Below are 23,168 nucleotides of genomic sequence, written 5' to 3'. Positions count from 1 at the left end.
CTGACGGCGTCGGTGCCGGGTGTCCAGTTCGGATGCTATGAACGGCCCGGCAGCGGCTCGACCTGCAGATGTCCGCGCGGTCCGGCCGGGGTGTCGGGTTCGGAACGGGTCAGATGTCGCGGTTCCCGGTCCGGTGCGTCCAGCGGGAAGTGGCACGCCACGCTGTGGCCGGGCGCGCGATCGTGCAGCACCGGTTCCTCGGTGGCGCACCGCGCCTGCGCACGGGGACAGCGGGTGCGGAACCGGCAGCCGCTCGGCGGGTCGAGCGGCGACGGGGGCTCACCGCGCAGCGGCACGGGGCGCCGGGCCCGCCCGGTCACCGGGTCGAGGCCGGGCACGGAGTCGAGCAGCGCGGCCGTGTACGGGTGCAGCGGCGCGCGGTACAGAGCGTCGGCCGGACCGACCTCGGCGAGCTGCCCGAGGTGCATCACCGCCACCCGGTCGCTCACCTGCTTGACGAGCGCGAGGTCGTGCGCGATGAACAGGTACGACAGCCCCAGCTCCGCGCGCAGCCGCTCGAACAGGTTCAGCACCTGCGCCTGGATCAGCACGTCGAGGGAGGACACCGCCTCGTCGCAGATCACCAGGGCGGGGTCGAGTGCGATCGCGCGGGCGATGGCCACGCGCTGGCACTGCCCGCCGGACAGCTCCCGCGGCCTGCGCGCGCCGAACACCGAGGGATCGAGCCCGACCAGGTCGAGCAGCTCCGCCACCCGGCGGCGGCGCCGCTCGGCGCCCTTCACGCCGTAGCCCAGCAGCGGCTCCTCGACCAGCTCGGTGACCCGCCAGCGCGGGTTCAGCGAGCCGAACGGGTCCTGGTACACCATCTGCACGTGCCGGCGCGCGGCCACCAGGTGCCGCCTGCGCAGCCGCACCAGATCGCTGCCCTGGAACAGCACCCGGCCCGACTTCGGCCGCGGGGCCTGCACCAGCGACCGCGCGAGGGTGGACTTGCCCGAGCCGGTCTCGCCCACGATGCCGAGGGTCTCCCCCGTGTGGACGTCGAACGACACGTCCGACACCGCGTGCACCACCCCGCCGCGCAGGCCCCCTGCACCGCGCACCGGGAACTCCTGCACGATGTTGCGGGCCTGCAGGAGCGGTTCCGTCAGCGCACTCATGTCTCCTCCGGGCCTGATGGTCTCCGCTGCGCTCCGGCGGCTCGCGGGTCTTCGAGGCCGCTCACGTGCCAGCACGCCCACCAGTGCCCCGGCTCGTGCTCGTCGAAGGGCGGGGCCGTCGCGCACGCGTCGTCGGCCGAGCCGCAACGCGGCCGGAACGGGCACCCGTCCGGCAGCGCGGCCGGGTCCGGCGGCTGCCCCGGCACCACCGGCAGCAGCGTGTGCGCCGGCCGCTCCAGCAGCGGGATCGCGCCCAGCAGGGCGCGCGTGTACGGCATCCGGACCGAACCGAACAGCGTGTCGGCCGATGCCCGCTCCACGGCCCGCCCGCCGTACATGACGACGACGTCGTCGGCGTAGCTCGCGGCGAGCGCCAGGTCGTGGCTGATCAGGATGACCGCCATGCCGAGGCGCTCCTGCAGGTCGACGAGCAGCTCCATGATCTGCGCCTGCGTGGTGACGTCGAGCGCGGTGGTGGCCTCGTCGGCGATCAGGAGCCGCGGCCTGCCCGCGAGCGCGATCGCGATCATCACGCGTTGCCGCATCCCGCCGGAGAGCTGGTGCGGGTACTCGTGGAAGCGGCGTTCCGGCGCGGGCAGCCGCACGAGCTGCAGCAGCTCGATCGCCCGCTCCCGCGCCGCGCGGCGGTCCAGCCGGGCGTGGGCGTTGATCGCCTCGGTGACCTGCGTGCCGATCCGCATCGTCGGGTTCAGCGAGCGGGCCGGGTCCTGGAACACCATCGCGATGTCGGCGCCGCGGCGGCGCCGCATCTCCCGCTCCGGCAGGCCCACCAGCTCCGTGCCGTCGAACCGGGCCGAGCCGCTCACGTGCGCGGTCGGTGGCAGCAGGCCCATCAACGCCCGCGAGCTCACGCTCTTGCCCGACCCCGACTCGCCGATGATCGCCAGCATCCGGCCCTGGGCGAGGCGGTAGGACAGGCCGGTCACGGCGTGGACAGCGCGGCCGGCCCGGGTGAAGCGCACCCGCAGGTCGGTGACCTCGAGCAGGGACGCCGGCTCGCGCCCTTCCAGCGCCGGCTCGGCTGCCACGCGTCCCGCGATCATCGGCCCGGTCACCGGCCGCTCCACCGCGCGCGCAGGGTCTCGCCGAGCAGGTTGAAGGCGAGCACCGTGACGAAGAGCGCCAGGCACGGCCAGACCACGAGCATCGGGGTGGCCGACAGGCTCTGCTGCCCCTGGGCGATCATGTTGCCCCAGCTTGGCGCGGGCGGCGGGATGCCGAGGCCGAGGAACGACAGCGCGCCCTCGATCACCATGACGATGCCCATCCCCAGCATGCCGAACGTGATCAGCTGCGGGGTGATGTTCGGGGCGATGTGCCGCAGCAGCACCCGCCACCCCGGCGTGCCCGCGAGCTGCGCCGCCGCCATGAACGGCAGCTCGCGCAGCCGCAGCGTCGCCGCGCGGGAAATCCGCGCGAACGCGGGGATCGAGAAGAAGGCGAGCGCGAGGATCGTGTTGGTCTGGCTCGCGCCGAGGCTCTGCGCCACGGCGAGGGTGAGCACCAGCGACGGGAACGCGATCAGCACGTCCAGCACCCGCATGATCACCGTGTCGACCGCGCCGCTCAGGTACCCCGACAGCGCCCCGAGCGTGCCGCCGACCAGCAGCCCGAGCGCGTTGACCGCGACCGCCACCACCAGCGACGACCGCCCGCCGTGCAGGATCCGGGAGAGGATGTCGTTGCCGTTCGGGTCGGTGCCGAGCAGGTGCCCCGGCGAGCCCGCGTCGAGGTAGGACTCGAGCACGCTCCCACCGACGGGCGGCGGCACCGGCAGCACCAGCGGCCCGAGGAAGCACGCGGCGGCGATGAACAGCAGCACCGCGGCCGGCAACGCGATCTCCAGGTTGCGCACCAGGCTCCCCGATCGCCGCGCTCCCTCCGGCGCGGCGATCGCGGGAACGGCCTCAACGACTGCCATAGCGGATCCTCGGGTCGAGCACGGCGTAGAGCAGGTCGGCGGCCAGGTTGGCCAGCACGGCCACCACGGCGAACACCACGACGCAGCCCTGCACCACCGTGGCGTCGCGGGTGTTGATCGCCTGGAGCATCAGCTGGCCCATCCCGGGGAGGGCGAAGATCTGCTCGACGATCACGGTGCCGCCGAGCAGCGTGCCGAGGTTCAGCCCGACCACGGTGATCAGGCCGAACGCCGAGTTGCGGAAGGCGTGGCGCAGCAGCACCTGCCACGGCCCGATGCCCTTGGCCCGCGCCGTGGTGATGTAGTCCTCCCCCTGCAGCTGGTCGACGAGGTCGCCGCGCAGGAACCGCGTGTAGAAGCAGAACAGCGGGAACGCGATCGCGGCGGCCGGCAGCGCCAGCGAGTGCAGGTTGGCGGCCACGCCCTGCGACAGCGGGACGAACCCGATGGCCGGGAACAGCGTCAGCTCCACCGCGAACAGCAGCACCAGCAGCAGCGCGAGCACGTAGTTGGCCACGGAGAGGCCGGTGATGCTGACCAGCATGCTCACCCGGTCGAAGAGCCGGTTCGGCCGGTACGCCGCCAGCAGCGCCACCGGCACGGCCAGCCCGAGCGAGACGACGAACGCGAGCGCCACCAGCTCGGCGGTGACGGCCATCCGCTCCGCGATCAGGCCGGTCACGGACTGGCCGTTCACCAGCGAGGTGCCGAGGTCGCCCGTGACCGCGCCACCGAGCCAGTCCAGGTAGCGCAGCACCGCGGGCCGGTCGAGCCCGAGCTCCAGCTCGAGCGCCCGGAGCTGCTCCGGGGTGGCCTCGGGCCCGAGCAGCTGCTGAGCGGCGTTGCCGGGGATCAGGTCGAGCACCCAGAACGTCAGGATGCTCACCCCGAGGATGATCGGGACGACCATCAGCAGCCTGCGGCCCACCAGCCGCAGGTTCGGTGGTGGGGACCAGCGGGGGCGGACGGCGACCGCCGTCATCGCGGCGCCCTCCAGACCTCGTCCCAGAGGACCCCGGTGTTGACGACGATCGGCGGGATCTTCGTGGTCAACCCGGGCCCGTACACCCCCTCCGTCGCGAGGTTGGCGGGGGCGAAGGCGAGGCCGAACGGCGCGTAGGCGTGCTCGCTGATGTAGCGGCCCGCGTCGACGTAGAGCTTCTCCCGCTCCGCCGGATCGAGGGTGGCCGCCGCCGTGTTGAGCATGGTGTCCAGCTCGGGGTCCTTCACCCCGGTGAACGGCGAGCTCGAGGAGAAGCGGAAGGCGACCCCGACACCGGCCGCCGGGTCCCACGCCCCCGCCGTCTGCAGCATCGAGTCCCACTCACCGGAACGGAACTCCTGGATGAGCGTGGACAGCTCGTAGCTCTCGATCTGGACGGTGATCCCGGCTTCCTGCCACTGGGTCTGCAACGCCGTCATCACCTGCTCGGCCACGTAGCCCTTGAGCGTGCCGAGCCGCACGGTGAGCCCGCCGAGCTCGGCGACGAGCTGCCGGGCGCGCGCGGGATCGTGGGCGGGGTAGCCGGCCACGGTCTCGTGGTGGAACAGGCCGCCGGGCCCGGTGAAGCTCTGGCTCACCGGGTAGCGCCCGCGGAACAGGCCCTGCGAGATCGCCGAGAAGTCGGTGGCGTGGTAGATCGCCTCGCGGGCCCGCTGGTCGTCGAACGGGGCGCGCTGCGTGTTCAGCTGCACGACGTACGGCGAGGTCGGCGGCTGCACGGTGACCGTGATCCGCCCCGCCTCCTGCGCCTGGTCCAGCAGCGGCGTCGTGTTCAGACCCTCGTAGGCCTGCGCCTGGCCGGCCAGCAGGGCCTGGTAGGCGGGCTGGTCACCGCCGATCGACTGGAACGTGAGCCGGTCGAGGTAGGGCAGCCCCTCCTTGAAGTACTCCGGGTTGCGTTCCAGCACGAGCTGCGAGCTGAGCTGGTTGGACACGACCTTGAACGGGCCCGCCGCCACCGGCTTCAGGGCGAACTGCTCCTCCCCCATCTGCTGCACCGCCGTCGGCGAGGCGATCCAGTTGACGTTGGTGGCCGGGAACGCGTTGATCACGGCGGCGAATGGCCGGGTGAACCTCAGCACGACGGTGCGGGGGCCGTCGGTCGTGATCCCGTTCTCGGCGAGCGGCCACGTCGGGGAGCACGTGCACGGGGAGTCGACGGCCCGCCGGAAGTTGAAGGCCACCGCCTCGGCGTCGAACGGGGTGCCGTCGGTGAACCGGATGCCGTCCCGGACCTTGATCCGCACCGTCGTGCCGCCGTCGAGCAGCTCGTAGCCCTCGGCCTGGTGGGGCACGACCTGCGCGCCCGACCCGTCGTCGGCGGCCTGCAGCCGGAAGAGCCCGCCGTAGATCGCGCTCATCTGCGCGATGTTGGCGCCGCCCGTGGTGTTCGTGGCCGGGTCGAGCCCCGTCGGCCAGCCACCTGCGAACGACGCGTTCTCGAGCACGGTGATCTCACCACCGCGCTGCGGTGGCCCGGTCGGCGCGGCCGGGCCCGCCGCGCGGCCGCCGCCCCCGCACGCGGCGAGGAGCAGGAGCGCGGCGAGCAGCAGTGGCACCGCGTGCGTGCGTCGTCTCACGAGGTCCCCCGTTCCGTTGCAGGCCCGAGGGACCAGCCACAGCGACGTGACACCGCGCAGTGACCCGGCTCACCCCAGGCGCCGACCAGCCTCGCCAGGGGCGGCGCGAACCGTGCAGGGAGGTTTCGCGGGGCGGAAGACATGTTCGGGTGCGGCAACGCGCATCGGTCATATGTCCTACCGCGCACGGGTCGCCGCGGACGACATCGTCAACGGCGCCCGAAGCACTTGTGACCGGGCTCCCGCAGTGGTGAGACTGGCCTCATCTCCATGACGCGGACGAAGGGGTCGGCGTGACGGAAGTGCTCATGCGGAAGGAGCGGGTCCCGGGCGGCTCGCGGTGCCCGGAATGCGGAGGTGCCCTGGACCCGGTCGACCCGGAAGCGGCGCGGCGCGGGCAGCGCAGGCTCGCAGCCATCGCCAGGGCGGCGTCGAGCGTGGCCGACGCCGCATCGCTCAGCGTCACACTGGACGTCGTCGCGAACGAGGTGGTGCAGGCCGAGCACATCGCGGCCGTGCAGATCCTGCGCGTCGAGGGCGGCACCATGCGCGTGGTCGGCAAGGCCGGCTTCACCGACGCCGACGACTTCACCGACCGGCTCGAGGACTGCAGGCGCCTCGGCGCGCGGCTGATGTTCGTCGAGGCCTTCCGGACCTGCCGGCCGATCGTCGTGCCGCACCGCAAGGCGGCCGTGATGGCCGACCCCACGTGGGCGCCGCTGCACCGGATCATGGCCGCCCCCGAGTGGGACGCGTTCGCGGCCGTCCCGCTGGTCGTGCGCGGCCGGGCGGTCGGCGTGCTCAACGCCTTCTACAAGCCGGGCGAGCCACCGAGCACCGCGGCCCTGGAGTTCCTGGAGGCGATGGCCGACCAGGCAGCCACCGCCGTCGACTCCGCCGACCTGCTCTCCAAGTCCCGGCACGACGCCCAGCTCGCCGAGCGCGCCCGGCTCGCCCGCGAGCTGCACGACTCGGTCGTCCAGCAGGTGTTCTCGATGCGGATGCAGGCCAAGGCGCTGCAGGCGCAGGTGGCCCCCGGCCGCACCATCCGCGCCGAACGGGTGCAGGCGGTGGCCGACGAGCTCCTCGAGCTGGCCCAGACCGCACTCGCCGACCTGCGCGGCCTCGTGCTGCAGCTGCACCCGGTCGAGCTGGTCGAGCGCGGGCTGGCGGGCGCGGTGCGCAGCCACGCCGAGTCGGTGCGCGGCACCTCCGGGCTCGACGTCGAGGTGGACGTCGACCTCAGTGCGGACGTCGGTGACCTGCCGGTCGAGCTGCAGGAGGATCTCTACCGCGTGGTGCAGGAGGCGCTGCACAACGTCGTGAAGCACGCGGGCGCTACGAGGGCGTCGGTGCACATCAGCACGAACGGGCCACCGGACCGGGTGGTCGTCGAGGTCAGCGATGACGGGATCGGGCTGACCGCCCAGGTTCGGGCCGGGGCGCTCGGTCTGGTGTCGATGCGGGAACGAGCGGAGCGATGGGGCGGTTCGATCGAGTTCGGCAGCATGGATCCCGGTGGACGGGGATGTCTGGTGCGGGTCTGCGTCCCGGTGGCCGGGCCGGGTCCCGCCCGATGACGGGGACCGCTGCGCAGCCCGGTCCCGCCGGCGACATCGGCGTGCTCGTCGTCGACGACCACGCAGTCGTGCGGCGGGGGCTCTCCGCGTACCTGGAGAGCGCCGACGGCATCGAGGTCCTCGCCGAGGCCGTCGACGGCAAGGACGCTCTCGACCAGCTGCAGCGGCTCGTCGCCGAGGGCAGGCCTGCGCAGGTCGTGCTGATGGACGTTCTGATGCCGCGGATGGACGGGATCACCGCCATCCGCGCGGTGCTCGCCGCGCACCCGCACGTCCGCGTCGTCGTGCTCACGAGCTTCGGCGAGCTGGAACGGGTGCACGCCGCGCTGGAGGCCGGCGCATCCGGCTACCTGCTCAAGGACGCCGACCCGGACGAGGTCGCCGCCGCGATCCGCTCCGCCGACCGCGGCGAGGTGCACCTCGACCCCACCGTCGCGGGCCGCCTCACCCGCAGGCTCGTCTCGCCGCCCACGGGCCTGGCCGCCCTCACCGCGCGGGAGCGCTCGATCCTCGCGCTGGTGGCCCGCGGCATGTCGAACCACCAGATCGCGGCGGAGCTCTACATCAGCGAGCGCACCGCGCGCACGCACGTCAGCCACATCCTCGCGAAGCTCCAGCTGACCTCCCGCACACAGGCCGCACTGGTCGCCATCCGCGAAGGCCTCGTCAGCCCGCCCGACACCTACGGAGGTGCGACATGACCCTGAGCCCGGAAGTCCCGGCGGCGGCACCGCGAGCCGCGGTGCGGCGCCGTGGCCCGGGGAGTCCACGCCCGACGGCCGCCGGGCGGGCCCTGTCGGTGCTCGACGCGTTCGGCCCGCGGCACCGGTGCCTGTCGCTCTCCGAGATCGCCCGCCGGGCCGGGCTGACCCTGCCGACCGCGCACCGCCTCACCCGGGAGCTCGTCGACTGGGGCGCGCTCGAACGCGACAGCGCAGGCCGCTACTCGGTGGGGCTGCGACTGCTGGAGCTGTCGGCGCTCGCGCCGCGCGGCCTGGAGCTGCGCGAGGCCGCGTTCCCGCACCTCGAGGACCTGCACCAGATCACCCGCGGCAACGTGCACCTGGCCGTGCGCGACGGCATGCAGGTCGTGTACGTCGAGGCGATCCGCGCCCGGGTCCGCAACCCCGTGGTCAGCCGGGTCGGGGACCGCTGGCCGATGCACGCGACCGGCACCGGGCTCGTGCTGCTCGCCCACTCGGAGCCCGACTTCCAGGAGGCGGTGCTGCGCTCACCGCTGGAGCGGTTCAACCCGATGACGGTGACCGACCCCGCCGAGCTGCGCCGCACGCTCGCCCACATCCGCCAGACCGGAGTAGCGGTGGCACGCGGCCAGATCACGATGCCCGACCTGGTGGTAGCGGTGCCCGTGCTGGACCCCGGGGGTGACGTCACGGCCGCGATCAGCGTGGTGGTCGAGACGGAGGGCGCCCGCCCCAGGGAACTGGCGGCGGTGTTGAAACAGGCCTCGCGAGCGATCACGAGGGCCCTCTCCCCCCGCCGATAGCGACGGCTCCGCCGCGCCGACCGCACTTCGCACATCCAGTGGCCACCTCGCACAGGGCCCGCCTCGTGCGAAGCCACCACTAGATGTGCGAAGTCCGCTTTTGCGCCGAAGCCTCGATCATGGCCGTAACCGCCGCCGGTGGCGCCGCGCACCAAGAGGGCAGGCCCCTGGCCTGCCCGCGAAGCTTGCCCTCAGGGGCCGCAGAGGCTCGCAGGTCAAGGGTCGCGAAGCGATCGCGAAGCGACGCCGCAGGCGCCCTTTACCTGTGAGGGGCGGCCCCGCAGAATGCGCGGCGCCACCGGTGGCCTCGAGGCCTCGTCGTCCGCGGACGGCGCCCGGGGGCACCTATCGCCCGGCGGGCGGATCTACCCCCAGCCACCGCCATGCGTTGTGCCAGGTGATCCGCTCCAGCACCTCCGGCTCCATGTCGAGGGAGCGCAGGGTCGCGCCCGCCGGAGACTCCCGGGGCATGGCCGGAAAGTCGGACCCGACCAGCAGCCGGTCGGCACCGAGCAGGTCGACGAGGTACCGCAGCGCCCGCCGGTCGAACACCATCGAGTCGTAGTAGAACCGGCGGGCGTACTCCAGCGGCGACGGGCCGTCGTCGTGCGCGATCGCGCGCTCCGGCACGGCGGGCTCCTCGTTCCAGGTGCCGCCCCAGAAGTACTGCGCCCTCGGCACGACCAGCGGGAAGCCGCCTGCGGCGTGGCTGAACGAGATCCGCAGGTCCGGGCAGGCGGCGGCGGTGCCACCGGTGATCATCGAGGCCGCGGCGAGCATCCCTTCGAGGCCGACCACGTAGGTGCCCATCGCCGACGCGGGCAGGCGCGGCGTCGGCGACGGCATCGCGTGCACGAACACCGCCAGCCCGAGCCGTTGCGCCTCGGTGAAGAACGGCAGGAACCGCTCGTCGCCGATCGAGGTGCCGAGCACGTTGGAGGCGATCTCGACCCCGCGCAGCCCCTGGTCCTGCACGGCCTTCAGCTCCGTGGCCGCGGCGTCCGGGTCCTGCAGCGGCACCATGCCGAGCCCGACGAGCCGGTCGGGTGCGGCGGCGCACAGCTCCGCCGTGAACTCGTTGACGTGCCGCGCGAGGGACAGGCCGTCGGCCGCCGGCAGGTCGTAGCGCAGCAGCGGCGGCATGGGGCTGAGCACCTCGGCGTCGACGCCCGATGCGGCCTGCTCCTCGATGCGACGCTCGGCGTCGAAGAACGCGTCCCGCGCGCGGAACCGCATGGTCCCGAACAGCAGCAGCCGCGCGGTGTCGCCGTCGATCGGCTCCATCCGCGGGAAGCACTCCGGCGCATCCGCCGGGTAGTCGCGCGGCAGCAGGTGGGCGTGGGCGTCGACGAGCACCCGACCTCCTAGAGATGGGGGTGGACGGACACGTGCACCGCGGCCTCGCCGGGCACCTCGCCGGCGAGCGTCCGGATGGCGAGGTCGGTGTCGTCCAACCCGAACGTGTGGGTGTGTAGCTTCTCCAGCGGGAACCGGCGGGACTCGATGATCGCGATCGCCTCGGCGTAGCCGCGGGCGTCCACGCCGAACGCGCCGCGCACGGTGAGCGCCCGGTTGATGATCAGGTCGGTTCGCAGCGGCACCTCGGCGCCGCCCTTGAGCCCGGCGAGCACCACGCGGCCGCCGTGCTTGGCGGCCAGCAGGGCGTGCGTGACCGGGGCGGCGGCCATCGGGGTCAGCTCCAGCACGACGTCGGCCATGGCGCCGTCGGTGATCTCCCGGACCCGCTCGACGGTGTCCTCGGCGTCCGGCCCGTCGACGACGATCGTGTGGTCGGCGCCGAACTCGCTGGCCAGTGCCAGCTTGTGGGCATCGGCCTCCAGACCGGTGACGATGATCGTCCCCGCCCCCGCCGCCCGAGCGGCGATGACGGAGGCGAGGCCGCGCTGACCTGCGCCGAGGATCAGCAGCGTGTCGCCAAGGCCGACCTCACCGAGGTGCACCGCCCAGCGCACACCGGCCCCGAGGGGGTTGAACATGACGGCCAGCTCGGCGGGGAGCGTCTTGTCGACCTTGTGCAGCACGGCGCCGGGCGTCAGGTAGAGGTGCTCGGCGAAGCCGCCCCACAGCGACGGCGGCACGTCGATCCCGGTGACGCCGTGGCCGAACTTGCGGTTGCGGCAGGCCTGGTAGCGGCCGGTCAGGCAGTCGTGGCAGGACCGGCAGGGGACGATCACCTCCAGCGCCACCCGGTCCCCCGGCTGCACGCCCCAGCGCTCCGCGGCGCGGTCGCCGATCTCCTCGACGATGCCCATCGGCTCGTGGCCCGGGATCGTCGGCCCCCGCCCCATCGCGAGGTGGCCGCGGTACGCCTCGACGTCGCTGCCGCAGATGCCGTTCGCCTCGACGCGCAGCAGGCCGTCGTCCGGGCCGATCGCCGGACGCGGGAACTCGCGCAGCTCGATCTGGCGCGGCGCCACCTGCACTGCCGCGCGGACGGTGTCGGTCATGCGAGCTCCTTCGTCTCGACCGGGACCGCCGTGGCGGACCAGTCGCTGAACAGGCGCACCACCATCGAGATGCCGGCGTTGCGGGCACCCGCGACGGCGATCAGCAGGTGCTTCGGGTCGTCGGCCGGCAGCAAGCGGTCGAAGCCGTCGGGACGTTCGCCGCTCGCGTGCCGGACGCCGTTGTCGCCCAGCCCGTCCTTCCCGACGTCCGCGAGGTCGCCGACGGTCCGGCCACAGCGTTCGGCGAGCCAGGAACGGACCTTCGCCCGGTCGAACCCCGCGCCGGCGAGCAGCTGGGCGTGCTCGGGGCAGAAGACGATGCCCGCCGAGGCGTGCCGGAAGATCCAGGCCCCGGTGCGGGAGATGGTGTCGGCTAAGTCGGCGAGCAGCTGCTCGGCGTCGCTCGTGTGCCGGTTGTCCACGAACTCCGACGTGCGCAGCAGTGTGGCCGCCACCGCGGACGTCCCGGCCGGCAGCCCGGCCTCGACGGAGAGCGGCTCCCAGGGGCTCTCCTCCTCGTTCTCGGCCACGCAGATCGACCATCGCCCGGGCAGCCCCTGCGTGGCCTGCTCGAACACGTGCGGGTGGATGCCCAGCGCGTTGCGCACGATCAGCCCGATCGCCCGCGGCACGGTCGCGTTGGCCCGGAAGCCGGGGCCGAACACGCCGCCGGCCTTGTTGAACCCCAGCTCGTCGCGCACCGGGCCGTTGACGACGATCAGCGGGGCGGGCCCGCTCGTCGACTGCCAGCCCCCGCCGGTGGTGGCCCGCTCGCGCATCAGCGCGTCCCACGCCGCGAGCACCACCGGGAAGTACTCCGGCCGGCAGCCGGCCATGGCGGCGTTGATCGCGGCGAGCTCCACGGTGACCTCGCGGTCGACCTGCGCGAGGCGCCCGATCACCTCGTCGGGCGGCCGGGAGGTGGTGGCGAGGAACCGGTCCACGAGGGGTTGTGACGCCGGCACGAGCGGGAGTCCGTCCGACCAGCCCTGGTCGTAGCAGTGCTCGACCGCGGCCTGCGCGAGATCGGGGTCGAGCTCGCTCATGCGCCGCTCCCGGTGAGCAGCCCGGCGACTTCGCCCGCGAGCTGCGCCGCCCGCTCCCGCACCTGGTCCGGGGTCAGGATCGCGACGGGGTGCGGCGTGGTGAGGTAGCGGTAGCCGGGCGCGCCGCGCAGTGCGGCCATCGCGTCGGCCGTGGCCACGAAGGCGTCGCTGCAGATCACGGCGGCCGGCAGCCCGGCCCGCTCGAACGCCACGCCGTCGGCCGCGGCCGACGCGCTGCACGACCCGCAGTCGCCGACGCCGGTGATCACGACGTCGCACTCGCCTGCGTACTCGGCCACGAGCTCGTCGGAGGCGGGGAGGGCGAACGCGGTCTTGGTGCGCACGAGCGTCACGGCCGCCGCGCCGTGCTCGGCGACCAGCAGCTTGCCGACCTCGTCGAGCAGCAGCGCGGCGTTCTGCTTGGTGTTCTCCAGCAGCCCGATGCGGGCGCCCGCGAGGTCGTGCTTGCGGGGGGCGGGCGCGAACGGGGCGGCGACCGGGGACGCGCCGCCGGTGGGATCCAGGATCGCGTTCGGCATGAGCGACCTCCTTCAGCTCGCGAGGCGGGTGAGCCGGGACTTCATCTCGGAGCGTTCGAGCGAGCCGGGCGGCACGAGCGTGACGGCCGCGCGCACGGACAGGCGGTTGCGGACGAGCGCCTCGACGTCGCGGGTGAGCTGCTCGCGGTCGCCGGGCTGCTCGCCCCACTCGACGTCCACCCGCAGCGGCGGCTCCACGCGCGGTCCGGCTTCCGGCAGCACGATCTGCACGGCTCCGGTCGTGCGCGGGTGCAGGGTCTGCACGAGGTCGCGCACCGCGGAGGGGAAGACGTTCACGCCCAGCACGATCAGCATGTCGTCGGTGCGGCCGACGCAGCGGATCAGCGGCGCCCCGTCGGCGGCGCGGCCGGTGACGAGAACCCGGTCGCGGGTGCGGAAGCGCACCAGCGGGCAGCACTCGCGGTCGACCGCGGTGTAGACGAGCTCGCCGGTCGCGCCGGGTTCGGCGCCGATCGGCTCGCCGCTGTCGGGGTCGATCAGCTCCACGACGACGTGCCGGCCGCCGGTGAACCGCATCCCGCCGCTGCTCGGCTGCTCGCCGAACAGGACGGGGGCCATGTCGGCGTTGCCGAGCCCCTCGGTCACCGGGGCGCCCCACTCGCTCTCGACGTGCGCCCGGAACGCGGGTTCGCCGCCACCGGGCTCTCCCCCGACGAAGACCTTGCGCAGGCCGAACTCCTTCGGGTCCCGGCCGAGGCCCCGGAGGTACTCGGCCAGGTACCGGGCGTAGGACGGGGTGGAGTGCAGGGCCGTCACGCCGAGCGTCTCCAGCGCGAGCACCGCCTTCTCCGACGCCCCGGTCCCGATCGGCACCACGGTGGAGCCGATCCGCTCGAGCGCGTCGCGGATCGGCAGACCGCCGACGAAGAGCGTGAGGCCCGCGCCGTGCAGCACGACGTCCTCCCGGGTGGCGCCCATCGTTCGGAAGGCGCGCGCCACCATGTCGGTCCAGGCCGCGGCGTCGCGCCGGGTCACGCCCACCCAGCTCGGCCGCCCGGTGGTGCCGGTGGAAGCGTGCACCCGCACGACCTCGCTCATCGACACGCCCGCGTGCCGGCCGAGCGGCGGCGCGGCGGCCTGCGAGTCGCGGAGCATCTGCTTGGTGGTGAAGGGGAACTTGCGCAGGTCGTCGAGCGTGGCGAAGGCCGCGGGGGTGACCCCGTGCTCGGCGAGGTGGTCGGCGTAGAGCGGCGACCTCGCCGGCAGCCCCTCCAGCTGCGCGCGCAGCAGCTCGGTGACGGCGTCGACGTCGTCGGCTGCCAGGAATCCTGGAACGTCCACCCGTCAGCCCTCGTGGACCAGGACGCCGCGGATGTTCTTGCCATCCGTCATGTCCCGGTAGCCCTGGTTGATCTCGTCGAGCGAGTAGCGCCGGGTGATCAGCTCGTCGAGCTTGAGGTCGCCGGAGCGGTACAACCCGAGCAGCTTGGGGACGTCGTGGAGCGGGTTGCAGTCGCCGAAGAGCGCGCCGCGCACCTGCCGCTGGTAGATGATCATCTGCCCGGCGTGCACGGTGACGGCGTTCTCGCCCAGCTTGCCGACGGCGGTGACCGTGACCTTGCCGCCCTTGCCGACGACCTGGACGGCGGCGTCGACGACCTCGGCGGTGAGCACGCCCGGGGTGCAGATCGCGTGGTCGGCGAGCTGGCCCCAGGTCGTCTCCACCACGAAGTCGTGCGCAGCCTTCGCGTCGGCGAACGTGTGGGTGGCCCCGAACACCTTCGCCATGTCCCGCTTGAACGCCACCGGGTCGACCACGACCACGTTCTTCGCGCCCGCGTACCGCGCGCCCTGCACGGCGTTGCTGCCCACGCCACCCGCGCCGTAGATCACCACGGTGTCCCCGGCCCGCACGCCCGCCGCGTAAACCGCCGAACCCCATCCGGTGGGCACCCCGCACCCGACGAGGGCACCGATCTCGAACGGGATGTCGTCGGGCAGCGGGATGCACGCCCACTCCGACACCACCGCGTACTGGGAGAACGATCCGACGGTGCAGAAGCCTCCGAGGTCCTCATCTCCCAGGTGGAACCGGAAGGTCCCGTCGAGGAACATCCCGGTGCCCGCGTTGAGGCCCTTCACGCACATGTTCTGGTGCCCCGTCGAGCACGGCCGGCAGGCCCCGCAGGCCGGGATGTAGGAGCAGACGATCCGATCGCCCGGCTGCACGCGCCGCACGTCCGGCCCGACCGACTCCACGACGCCCGCGCCCTCGTGACCGCCGACGATCGGCAGCCGCACCGGCGCGTCGCCCTGCGTGATGTGGTCGTCGGAGTGGCACAGGCCGGCGGCGGCGAACTTCACGCGCACCTCGTGCGCCTTGGGCTCGTCGAGCTGCAGGTCGACGAGCTCCCAGCCGGTGTGCGGCTGCCGCGCGATCGCGGCGCGGGTCGTAAGACTCATCGTTCGGCCTCGCTGCGCTCGGCCGACGCTTCGCGTAGACGCTGTGACATTGATTCGCTCGCAAGCTCGCTCATGCAGAGGCCCCCGTTCTGGACAGCGCGACGTGCGGCAGCACCTCGGCGCCGATCAGCGCGATGTGGTCGAGGTCGTGGATGTCGTAGATGTGCAGGTAGACCGTGTCGGCACCGGCCTCGGCGACCTTGCCGATCCGCTCGGTCACCTCGGAGGGCGAACCGATCACGGCGTTCGCCCGGATCAGCTCGGACCTCATCACGCCGGCCCGCCGGTCGGTCTCGGCCGCCGTGGCGCCGCACGCCACCGGCAGCACCGCCGAGAGGCGCGCGTCGCCCGGGTCGCGCCCGATCGCCTCGCAGGCGCGGGCGAACCCGGCGAACCGCTCGCGCAGCCCCGTGACGCCGCCGTCGACCGTCAGCGCCGCGTTGAACTCCGACGCGAACCGCGCCGCGATCGCCGGGGTGCGCTTCGGTCCGCTGCCGCCGACGATGATCGGCGGGTGCGGCCGCTGGACCGGTCGCGGCGGCGTGCGGTTGTCCTCGACCCGGTAGTGGGTGCCGGTGAAGGAGAACCCGGGGCCCGACCACAACCCGGTGACGACGGCGAGCTGCTCCTCCAGGCGGTCGAACCGCTCCGCCCGCGGCGGGAACGGGATCCCGAACGCCGCGTGCTCGCGCTCGTACCAGCCGGTGCCCAGCCCCAGCTCGACCCGCCCCCCGCTCATCTCGTCGACGGACGCCACGATCGCCGCGAGGAGCCCTGGCTCCCGGTACGTCGCCGCCGTGACCAGCGCGCCCAGCCGCACCCGCCTGGTCTCGCGGGCCAGCCCGCCGAGGGTCGTCCAGCACTCGGTCGGCCGGTAGGCCGGGTCGTCCGGGTCGACACCCATCAGGTGGTCGGAGCGGAAGAACGCGTCGAACCCGGCCTCCTCGGTGGCCAGCGCGAGCGCCAGGATCTCCTCGTAGCGGGCGCCGTGGCGGGGCTCCATGAGCACCCGGAGCCGAACCGTGGTCATCGACCGGCCTCAGTGCTCGTGGATGATCACGCCGCGGACGTTCTTGCCGTCGAGCATGTCCTGGTAGCCCTCGTTGACCTGGTCGAGCCGGTAGCGGCGGGTGATCAGCTCGTCGAGCTTGAGGTCGCCGGAGCGGTAGAGGCCGAGCAACCGCGGGACGTCGTGGAGCGGATTGCAGGCGCCGAAGATCGCGCCCTGCACGCGGCGCTGGTAGCCGATCAGCATGCCTGCCGGGGCGGCGAGGGACCCGTTGCCGACGGCGGTGATCGTCACCTGTCCGCTCTTGCCGACGACCTGGAGCGCGTTCGCGATGACCTCGTCGTGCAGCACGCCGACGGTGATGATCGCGTGGTCGGCGAGCTCACCCCAGGTCGTCTCCACCACGAAGTCGTGCGCGGCCTTCGCGTCGGCGAACGTGTGGGTGGCCCCGAACACCTTCGCCATGTCCCGCTTGAACGCCACCGGATCCACGACCACCACGTTCTTCGCGCCCGCGTACCGCGCGCCCTGCACGGCGTTGCTGCCCACACCACCCGCGCCGTAGATCACGACCGTGTCCCCGGCCCGCACACCCGCCGCGTACACCGCAGAGCCCCAGCCCGTCGGGACCCCGCAGCTCACCAGGGCGGCGACGTCGAACGGGATGTCGTCCGGGATCGGGATGCACGAGAACTCCGATACCACCGCGTACTGGGAGAAGGTGCCGAGCACGCACAGCCCGCCGAGGTCCTCACCGTCGAGGTGGAACCGGAAGGTCCCGTCCGGGAACTCCCCCGTCGACGCGTTCTTGCCCGCGTCGCAAAGGTTCTGCCGGCCGGTCGAGCAGTACCGGCACGCCCCGCACGCGGGGATGAAGGAGCAGACGACGTGATCGCCGACGGCGACCCGGGTGACCCCCGCGCCGACGGCCTCCACCACCCCGGCCCCCTCGTGGCCACCGACGACCGGGAACCGCATCCGGGCGTCGCCCTTCTGGATGTGGTCGTCGGAGTGGCACATCCCCGCGGCGTGGAACCGGATGCGCACCTCGTTCGCGCGCGGGTCGTCGAGCTCGACGTCGGTGATCTCCCACGGCGTGCGCGGTTCCCGGCAGATCGCGGCGCGGGTGGTCATGCTCATGCACCTCACGATGCCCGCGCACGACCCCCGCCTCGACGCAGCTTTCGCAACGCGGAAGGCGGTCGCGCTCAGGGCACGGTGTGCGTCCGAGCCCATGCGGCCGTGACCACGGCACCGGCGAGCGCGAGCCCGAGCGCGCCGGTGATCAGCCACGGGTAGCCGATCTGCCCGGCGAGCACCAGGGCGGGTCCGGTGGTGACCATCCGGACGAACCCGCTCACGGACGTCTGCACCGTGAAGTCGGTTGCGGCCGCCGATCCGCGGGAGAGATCCATGCACACGGTGTAGATCCACGTCGCCTGTGCGCAGTAGACCGCGGTGGCCAGCACCACGGCGATCGCCGCGAGCGGGCCTCCGTCGCCGCCTGCGAGGGGAAGGTGTGCTGCGACCGCGACGACGATCCCGACCCCGATCACGACGACCGTCCGCCGCCTGCCCCACCGGCTGATCGCCACCCCGGTGCCGACCCCGGTCGCCATGCCGGCGACCACGGCGAGCGTGTACTGCACGAAGGCGATCCGGTCGACGCTCCACCCGGCCGCGAGCAGCATGGCCGTCTGCACCGCGTTCACCACGAAGATCCCCACGACGAAGCACGGGATGACCGCGAGGGCCCACAACGCGGTCCGTGGCACGCGGAGGACCGCGAGCAGGTCTCGCCAGCCTGCGCCCCTTCCCCGGACCGCGTCCTGCGGCGGGACCGGCTCGGTGAACCGGGCGAGCACCGCGAGCGGCACCGTGAACACCGACGCGACGACCAGCGTGGTGACCGTCCAGCCCGCGTACGCGTAGAGCAGGAGGGCGCCGCCGCCCCCGATGAAGATCGACGCGACGGCGGCGGCCGCCTGCACGCCGTTGCCGGTTCCGCGCTCGGCCGGCGGCAACAGCCGCACCGACAACCCGCCCAAGGCGGTGTCGTGGACCGCCGACACCACCAGCAGCACCGTCACGACCGCGAGCACCGTGGGCAGGTCGCCCACGGGATCCAGTACCGAGAGCGTGCAGAACGCGAGCACCAGCACCACCTGCGTGCTGATCAGCCATCTGCGGTAGTGGCCGAACCGGTCGACCAGCGGGCCCACCAGGAAGCGGGCGAAGTAGATCGTGCCCAGCAGGTTGATCAGGCCAACGGTCTCGAGCGCCACCCCGCGCTGCAGCAGGATCGTGGCGAGGGCGGCGAGGAGGAACGAGTACCCGATGTCGGAGACGAGGAACAGCGAGCCGACGACCGCGAGCCGACGACCACGTGCCGATCCCCGAGGAGCTTCGATCTTCCAGAGCACCAACGTCCCCCATCTACGACTGACCGACAGTCACCTTACTGGGAACGATTGTCGCCAACAAGCTCCAGCTGATCTCGCCTACCGGGGGCGGTGGCGCCCGTCGCCGTCCTCCGCCGCCCGCGCGACCATGGACCGGAACCAGGTGTGCGCCTCGTCCTCGTCGTTCTTCGCGTGCCACCACAGCGTCTCGACGATCGGCGGCGGGTCACCGGGGCACTCGAGCACCCGCAGGTCCGGCCGGTCGGCGAGACGCAGCGCCAGCCGCCGCTGCATCACCGCGACCCGGTCCGTACCCGCGACGAAGTACGGGGTGGCCTGGTAGCTGTCCACCCGCACGGCAACCCGGGGGCGCGCGGACAGCCGCGCGAAGAGCGGTGCGAGCGGCGAGGTGGGCGGGTACTCGCCGTCCGGGTGGTGCGGGACGACCCACGGCAGGCGTTCGAGGTCCGCCAGCTCCAGGCGGTCGCCGACGGGGTTGTCCGCCGCCACCACGCAGACCCACCGGTCCCGGAAGACCTCCATGCCGCGGATCCCCGCCACCTGGAACCGCGGCATCGGCACGGACACGATGCCGTCGATCACCCGGAGGGCCTCGGCGAGGTCGGCCGGCATCGACTCGTGGACCACCTTGACGTGCAGCCGGGTGCGGGGCGCCGCCTCGTGCATGGCCCGCGACAGCGACTCCCCGAGCGCCGCGAGCACGTAGTCCGGCACGAGCACGACGAACTCCCGCTCGGAGTCCTCCGGCCGGAACGCGGCATCGGTGGAGAAGAGCCGCTCCACGCCTGCGCACACCGTCTCGATCTGCGTGGCGAGGTGCGCGCCGAGCGGGGTGAGCACGAAGCCCCCGCGGGTGCGTTCGAGCAGCTCGTCGCCGAAGTGGCGGCGCAGGCGGGCCAGCGCCGCGCTGGCCGCCGGCTGGGTGATCCCGACCTGGCGCGCCGCGCGCGTGACGTTCCGCTCGCGCAGCAGCTCCCGCAGGATCACCAGGAGGTTCAGGTCGAGGTTCGCCAGCGACGTCGCTCGCCTCACCACCCGTCCAGTATGGATCTGCCTAACAGCTCCCGAACCGCGACGATCGTCTCGGCCGGGCGCTCCTCCGCGACGTAGTGCCCGCACTCCAGCGCCTGCCCGGTGGCGGAGGGTGCCCAGGCCCGCCAGCTCTCCAGCGCGTCGGGCTCGCGGCCGACCGGGCCACGGGTCCCCCAGAGGACCAGCGTCGGGCAGTCGATCGTGCGCAGCCCGCGGTCGGCCTCGTCATCGGCGACGTCCACGGTCGCGCCCGCCCGGTAGTCCTGGCACATCGCGTGGATCACCTCGGGCCGCGACCAGGCCGCGCGGTAGGCGGCCACCGCTTCCGGGGTGAACGGCGTCGGACCACGCAGGAAGAACGCGTCCGGGTCGGCGGCGATCAACCGCTCCGGCAGGTCGCCGGGCTGCGCCAGGAAGAACCAGTGCCACGCCGCGCGGGCGAACGCGGCGTCGACCCGGGCGAACACGTCCGCGGTCGGCAGGATGTCGAGCACGCCGAGCGCCGTGACGGCCTCCGGGTGGTCCAGCGCCATCCGGTAGGCGCACCGGGCGCCGCGGTCGTGCCCGACCACCGCGAACCGGTCGAACCCCAGCTCAGCCATGGCCGCCGCGATCACGGCGGCCATCGCACGCTTCCCGAACGCCTCGACGGGCGCATCGGGTGGCGCGGCGCTGTCGCCGTAGCCGGGGAGGTCGGCGAGCACCACCGTGTGGTCGCGCGCCAGCTCGGGGGCGACGAGGTGCCACATCGCGGAGGTCTGCGGGTAGCCGTGCAGCAGCACCACCGGCGGACCGCTGCCCGCCGTCCGCACCCGGATCCGCGCACCCGATGGCGTGCGGACGTCAGTGGCTGCGAATCCCTCCAGCATCACCCGAGGGCGTACCAGGCGGCGGCGTTGCCGCCCAGCACACGTTCCCGCTCCTCGTCGGAGAGCGCCGCGAGCAACCGTTCCCCGCCGGACCCGTGGGCGTGCGGGTGGTCGCTCGCGTGGAGCAGCATCGAGCCCGCATCGACCAGGTCGAGCGCCTCCCGCACCTGGTCCGGGTCGCGCGGCAGGTGGGCAGGCGCCGTGGTGAGGCGCAGGTGGCGCCGCGCGGTCTCCGACGGCTTCGCGTCCAGCCAGGGGACCTCGCGCCAGACGCCCTTCCAGTCCTTGTCGAACCGCCACAGCAGGGTGGGCAGCCACGAGAACCCGCACTCCAGCAGCGTCACCCGCAGGTCCGGCAGCTGCGCGAACACGCCCTCGGTGACCAGGCTCGTCACCTGCGCCTGCACGACGATCTGCGAGTTGGCCAGGTAGTCCTCGAGGTAGGTGTGGGTCATCCCGCTGGACGTCGGCGCGTTGCCGATCCGGCCCCACGCGTGCAGCCCGACGGCCAGGCCGCGCTCGGCAGCGGCCCGCAGCAGCGGCCGGTGCCGCACGTTGCCCCACGGCGCGTCGGTGCGCACGGGCAGCAGCACCTGCACGATCCGCGGGTGGTCGCCGATCCGCTCGATCTCGGCCACGGCCGCTTCGGTGTTCAGGATGGGAACGACCATGCTCGCCCGCAGCCGGTCGTCCCGCTCCAGCCACTCGGCCACCAGCCAGTCGTTGACCGCCCGGCACAGCGCCGCCTCGTAGTACGGGTTGCGGTTGCAGTGGAACGAGGTGGTGCAGTTCAGCACGGCCAGCTGTGGCCCCTGCACGTCGAGGAAGCCCTCGCGCAGCTGCTCCACCGACGTGGGCGCGGCCGCGCCGCTCGTGGGCGCCGCCGGCGGGTAGGCCCCGCCCTGCGTGGGCGAGAGCGCGAGCCCGCCTTCGGTGATGTAGCCGCGCCAGTACGCGTCGAGGTAGGGCGCGAAGTCGGTGAGCGACTTCGGCGAGCAGTGGACGTCGGTGTCGATGACCGCCGTCTGGACGCCGGTCATGCCGCCGCCTCCCGCTCCGGCAGCCCGTACAGGCGGCAGGCGTTCGAGCCCATGATGTCGCGGCGCAGCGCGGCCGGGAACAGCTTCGGCGCCTGGCGGGGCGAGTCGAAGTCCCAGTGCGGGTAGTCGGAGGCGAACATGATCCGGTCGTTCATCCCGATGTGCCGCAGCGCGGTCTCCAGGTGCGCCGGGTCGTCGGGTTCCTCGACGGGCTGGGTGGTGAACCAGACGTGTTCCCGGATGTACTCCGAGGGCGGCCGCGTGAGGTGCGGGACGTCCTCGCGCAGCTGCGACCACGCCTCGTCGAGCGCCCACATCAGCGGGCCCGCCCACGCGATCCCGCCCTCCACGCAGACCACCTGCAGGTCCGGGAACTCGGTGAACACCCCCTCGCAGAGCATGCTCGTCACCAGCGAGGCCATCGTGTTGCCGTTCCACACGTGCTCTTCGAGGTAGAACGACGGCCAGCCCGCCCCGCGGTGCTGCTCCAGCCCCCCGGTGTGCGCCGCGATCGGCAGCCCGGCCTCGGCGGCCGCCCGGTAGATCGGCCAGTACCGGCGCACGCCGAAGCCGGACTCGCCGCCCGTCGACAGCAGCACCTGCACGAACCGCGGGTCGCTCGCCCGGCGGGTGATCTCCTCGGCGGCGAGGTCGGGCGACTCGATGGGGATCGCGATGGAGCTGCGGAGCCGGGGCTCCCGGTCGAGCCACTCCTCGGTGATCCAGTCGTTCAGCGCCCGGCAGAGCCCCGCGGCGTAGTGGGGCTGCTCGACGCCCCAGCTGTGCCCCTGCAGCGGGATGAGGACGCCGTGGTCGATCCCGTACTCGTCGAGCAGCTGGTCACGCGCCATCTGCAGGTCGCTGCCGGGGAACCCGCCCTCTGGCCACGAGTCGAGCCGGAACCCGGAGTTCCGCACGCGCGGGTAGATCTCCGGCGGGCCCGGCACGCGGCTGCCGAACATCTCGAACCGCCTGCGGTGCTGCGCGGACAGCCGCGGGAGGATGTCGCGGGGCAGCGCGTGCGGATGGATGTCCGAGTCGACGATCGGGTAGCCGGTGCGCGGACCGGCGCTCCGTTCCCTCGGCAGCGTGCTCGTCATTCCGAACCTCCTGCGACTGCGCGTACGCCCGGCTCCGCTGCCGGGCGGGGAGTGGTCTCGACCACGACGTAGGCGTCCTCGACGTGCACCGGGAACGTGTCGGCGACGTACGGCCCTGGCATCCGCCCGTTGCGTGCCTCGGCCCCCGGCGCCGCATCGGGCTCGACGGACACCTCGTACGTGCGGACCGGCGGCTCACCCGGCCCGAGGAAGGACTGGCCGGTGGCGAGGTCGTACTCCCATCCGTGCCACGGGCACGCGAGCAGCGCGTCGTCCTCCGCGAGGACGAACTCCCCCGGGCCCGACGAGCTCACCCACGGCTTGGTCCGCCCGAGGCAGAGCGGCCCGCCCTGGTGCGGGCAGTAGTTGTTGATCGCGTAGAACCGGTCGCCCACCCGGAAGACGCCGATCGAACGCCGCCCCGCCTGCACGATGCGCCGCTCACCCGGCGGGAACTCGTCGAGCCGGCACACCACGATCCGCAT

At 73.1% G+C, this 23,168-nt stretch carries 22 protein-coding genes; 3 read left to right on the top strand and 19 right to left on the bottom strand.

Annotated elements, in window-relative coordinates; genetic code table 11:
• Window positions 1–35: 35 nt before the first annotated feature.
• From FB388_RS12240 to FB388_RS12220, 5 genes are read right to left on the bottom strand one after another with little or no spacing between them, the layout of a single operon-like run.
• Window positions 36–1,121, bottom strand: a complete 1,086-nt coding sequence (locus tag FB388_RS12240) for an ABC transporter ATP-binding protein (RefSeq protein ID WP_142100449.1) — start codon at window positions 1,119–1,121, stop codon at window positions 36–38.
• Window positions 1,118–2,197 (bottom strand): ABC transporter ATP-binding protein, encoded by a 1,080-nt coding sequence (locus FB388_RS12235; protein ID WP_246121854.1) that lies wholly within the window; start codon window positions 2,195–2,197, stop codon window positions 1,118–1,120. Before FB388_RS12235 ends, FB388_RS12240 begins: the two co-directional genes overlap by 4 nt.
• The gene (locus FB388_RS12230; protein ID WP_142100447.1) at window positions 2,194–3,063 is read right to left on the bottom strand and encodes an ABC transporter permease; all 870 of its coding nucleotides are present in this window, start codon (window positions 3,061–3,063) and stop codon (window positions 2,194–2,196) included. The genes FB388_RS12235 and FB388_RS12230 overlap by 4 nt, the downstream gene beginning before the upstream one ends.
• Window positions 3,050–4,045, bottom strand: coding sequence for an ABC transporter permease (locus FB388_RS12225; RefSeq protein WP_142100445.1), 996 nt, complete (start codon window positions 4,043–4,045; stop codon window positions 3,050–3,052). Before FB388_RS12225 ends, FB388_RS12230 begins: the two co-directional genes overlap by 14 nt.
• Window positions 4,042–5,646 (bottom strand): ABC transporter substrate-binding protein, encoded by a 1,605-nt coding sequence (locus FB388_RS12220; protein WP_142100443.1) that lies wholly within the window; start codon window positions 5,644–5,646, stop codon window positions 4,042–4,044. The genes FB388_RS12225 and FB388_RS12220 overlap by 4 nt, the downstream gene beginning before the upstream one ends.
• Window positions 5,647–5,939: 293 nt before the next feature.
• Between FB388_RS12220 and FB388_RS12215 the strand changes: the two genes are divergently transcribed.
• From FB388_RS12215 to FB388_RS12205, 3 genes are read left to right on the top strand one after another with little or no spacing between them, the layout of a single operon-like run.
• On the top strand, window positions 5,940–7,226 hold the full coding sequence (locus FB388_RS12215; protein WP_246121853.1) for a GAF domain-containing sensor histidine kinase: 1,287 nt from the start codon (window positions 5,940–5,942) through the stop codon (window positions 7,224–7,226).
• Window positions 7,223–7,927: a response regulator gene (locus FB388_RS12210; protein WP_142100441.1), complete on the top strand. Its 705-nt coding sequence runs from the start codon at window positions 7,223–7,225 to the stop codon at window positions 7,925–7,927. The genes FB388_RS12215 and FB388_RS12210 overlap by 4 nt, the downstream gene beginning before the upstream one ends.
• A complete protein-coding gene (locus tag FB388_RS12205) occupies window positions 7,924–8,733 on the top strand; it encodes an IclR family transcriptional regulator (protein ID WP_142100439.1) in 810 nt (269 codons plus the stop codon). The genes FB388_RS12210 and FB388_RS12205 overlap by 4 nt, the downstream gene beginning before the upstream one ends.
• A gap of 345 nt (window positions 8,734–9,078) precedes the next feature.
• Here the strand turns inward: FB388_RS12205 and FB388_RS12200 are convergent, their stop codons facing one another.
• The 14 genes from FB388_RS12200 to FB388_RS12135 all read right to left on the bottom strand — a co-directional run bounded on the left by FB388_RS12200 (window position 9,079) and on the right by FB388_RS12135 (window position 23,168).
• Entirely contained in the window at window positions 9,079–10,089 is a 1,011-nt protein-coding gene (locus tag FB388_RS12200; protein ID WP_142100436.1) for an amidohydrolase family protein, read from the bottom strand.
• Window positions 10,090–10,097: 8 nt separating this feature from the next.
• Window positions 10,098–11,201, bottom strand: coding sequence for a zinc-dependent alcohol dehydrogenase (locus FB388_RS12195; RefSeq protein WP_142100434.1), 1,104 nt, complete (start codon window positions 11,199–11,201; stop codon window positions 10,098–10,100).
• The gene (locus tag FB388_RS12190) at window positions 11,198–12,247 is read right to left on the bottom strand and encodes a hypothetical protein (RefSeq protein ID WP_142100432.1); all 1,050 of its coding nucleotides are present in this window, start codon (window positions 12,245–12,247) and stop codon (window positions 11,198–11,200) included. Before FB388_RS12190 ends, FB388_RS12195 begins: the two co-directional genes overlap by 4 nt.
• On the bottom strand, window positions 12,244–12,786 hold the full coding sequence (locus FB388_RS12185) for a UGSC family (seleno)protein (RefSeq protein WP_142100430.1): 543 nt from the start codon (window positions 12,784–12,786) through the stop codon (window positions 12,244–12,246). Before FB388_RS12185 ends, FB388_RS12190 begins: the two co-directional genes overlap by 4 nt.
• 12 nt (window positions 12,787–12,798) lie before the next feature.
• Window positions 12,799–14,088, bottom strand: coding sequence for a phenylacetate--CoA ligase family protein (locus FB388_RS12180; RefSeq protein WP_142100427.1), 1,290 nt, complete (start codon window positions 14,086–14,088; stop codon window positions 12,799–12,801).
• A 3-nt stretch (window positions 14,089–14,091) separates the two neighbouring features.
• On the bottom strand, window positions 14,092–15,210 hold the full coding sequence (locus tag FB388_RS12175) for an NDMA-dependent alcohol dehydrogenase (RefSeq protein WP_142100425.1): 1,119 nt from the start codon (window positions 15,208–15,210) through the stop codon (window positions 14,092–14,094).
• A 70-nt stretch (window positions 15,211–15,280) separates the two neighbouring features.
• The gene (locus FB388_RS12170) at window positions 15,281–16,240 is read right to left on the bottom strand and encodes an LLM class F420-dependent oxidoreductase (RefSeq protein ID WP_142100423.1); all 960 of its coding nucleotides are present in this window, start codon (window positions 16,238–16,240) and stop codon (window positions 15,281–15,283) included.
• A 9-nt stretch (window positions 16,241–16,249) separates the two neighbouring features.
• Window positions 16,250–17,359, bottom strand: coding sequence for an NDMA-dependent alcohol dehydrogenase (locus FB388_RS12165; RefSeq protein ID WP_142100421.1), 1,110 nt, complete (start codon window positions 17,357–17,359; stop codon window positions 16,250–16,252).
• Window positions 17,360–17,427: 68 nt separating this feature from the next.
• Window positions 17,428–18,642, bottom strand: coding sequence for an MFS transporter (locus FB388_RS12160; protein ID WP_170225584.1), 1,215 nt, complete (start codon window positions 18,640–18,642; stop codon window positions 17,428–17,430).
• A gap of 78 nt (window positions 18,643–18,720) precedes the next feature.
• The gene (locus tag FB388_RS12155) at window positions 18,721–19,677 is read right to left on the bottom strand and encodes a LysR family transcriptional regulator (protein WP_142100416.1); all 957 of its coding nucleotides are present in this window, start codon (window positions 19,675–19,677) and stop codon (window positions 18,721–18,723) included.
• Window positions 19,671–20,543 (bottom strand): alpha/beta fold hydrolase, encoded by an 873-nt coding sequence (locus FB388_RS12150; RefSeq protein WP_142100414.1) that lies wholly within the window; start codon window positions 20,541–20,543, stop codon window positions 19,671–19,673. Before FB388_RS12150 ends, FB388_RS12155 begins: the two co-directional genes overlap by 7 nt.
• Complete coding sequence (locus FB388_RS12145; protein ID WP_142100412.1) at window positions 20,543–21,583, bottom strand: amidohydrolase family protein; 1,041 nt, start codon at window positions 21,581–21,583, stop codon at window positions 20,543–20,545. The genes FB388_RS12150 and FB388_RS12145 overlap by 1 nt, the downstream gene beginning before the upstream one ends.
• Window positions 21,580–22,683 (bottom strand): amidohydrolase family protein, encoded by a 1,104-nt coding sequence (locus tag FB388_RS12140; RefSeq protein ID WP_142100410.1) that lies wholly within the window; start codon window positions 22,681–22,683, stop codon window positions 21,580–21,582. The genes FB388_RS12145 and FB388_RS12140 overlap by 4 nt, the downstream gene beginning before the upstream one ends.
• Entirely contained in the window at window positions 22,680–23,168 is a 489-nt protein-coding gene (locus FB388_RS12135) for a Rieske (2Fe-2S) protein (RefSeq protein ID WP_142100408.1), read from the bottom strand. The genes FB388_RS12140 and FB388_RS12135 overlap by 4 nt, the downstream gene beginning before the upstream one ends.

Source organism: Pseudonocardia cypriaca (assembly GCF_006717045.1).
GTDB lineage: Bacteria > Actinomycetota > Actinomycetes > Mycobacteriales > Pseudonocardiaceae > Pseudonocardia > Pseudonocardia cypriaca.
Note: the sequence above shows the minus strand (reverse complement) of the source record. Positions and strands in the feature narration are given on the sequence as shown.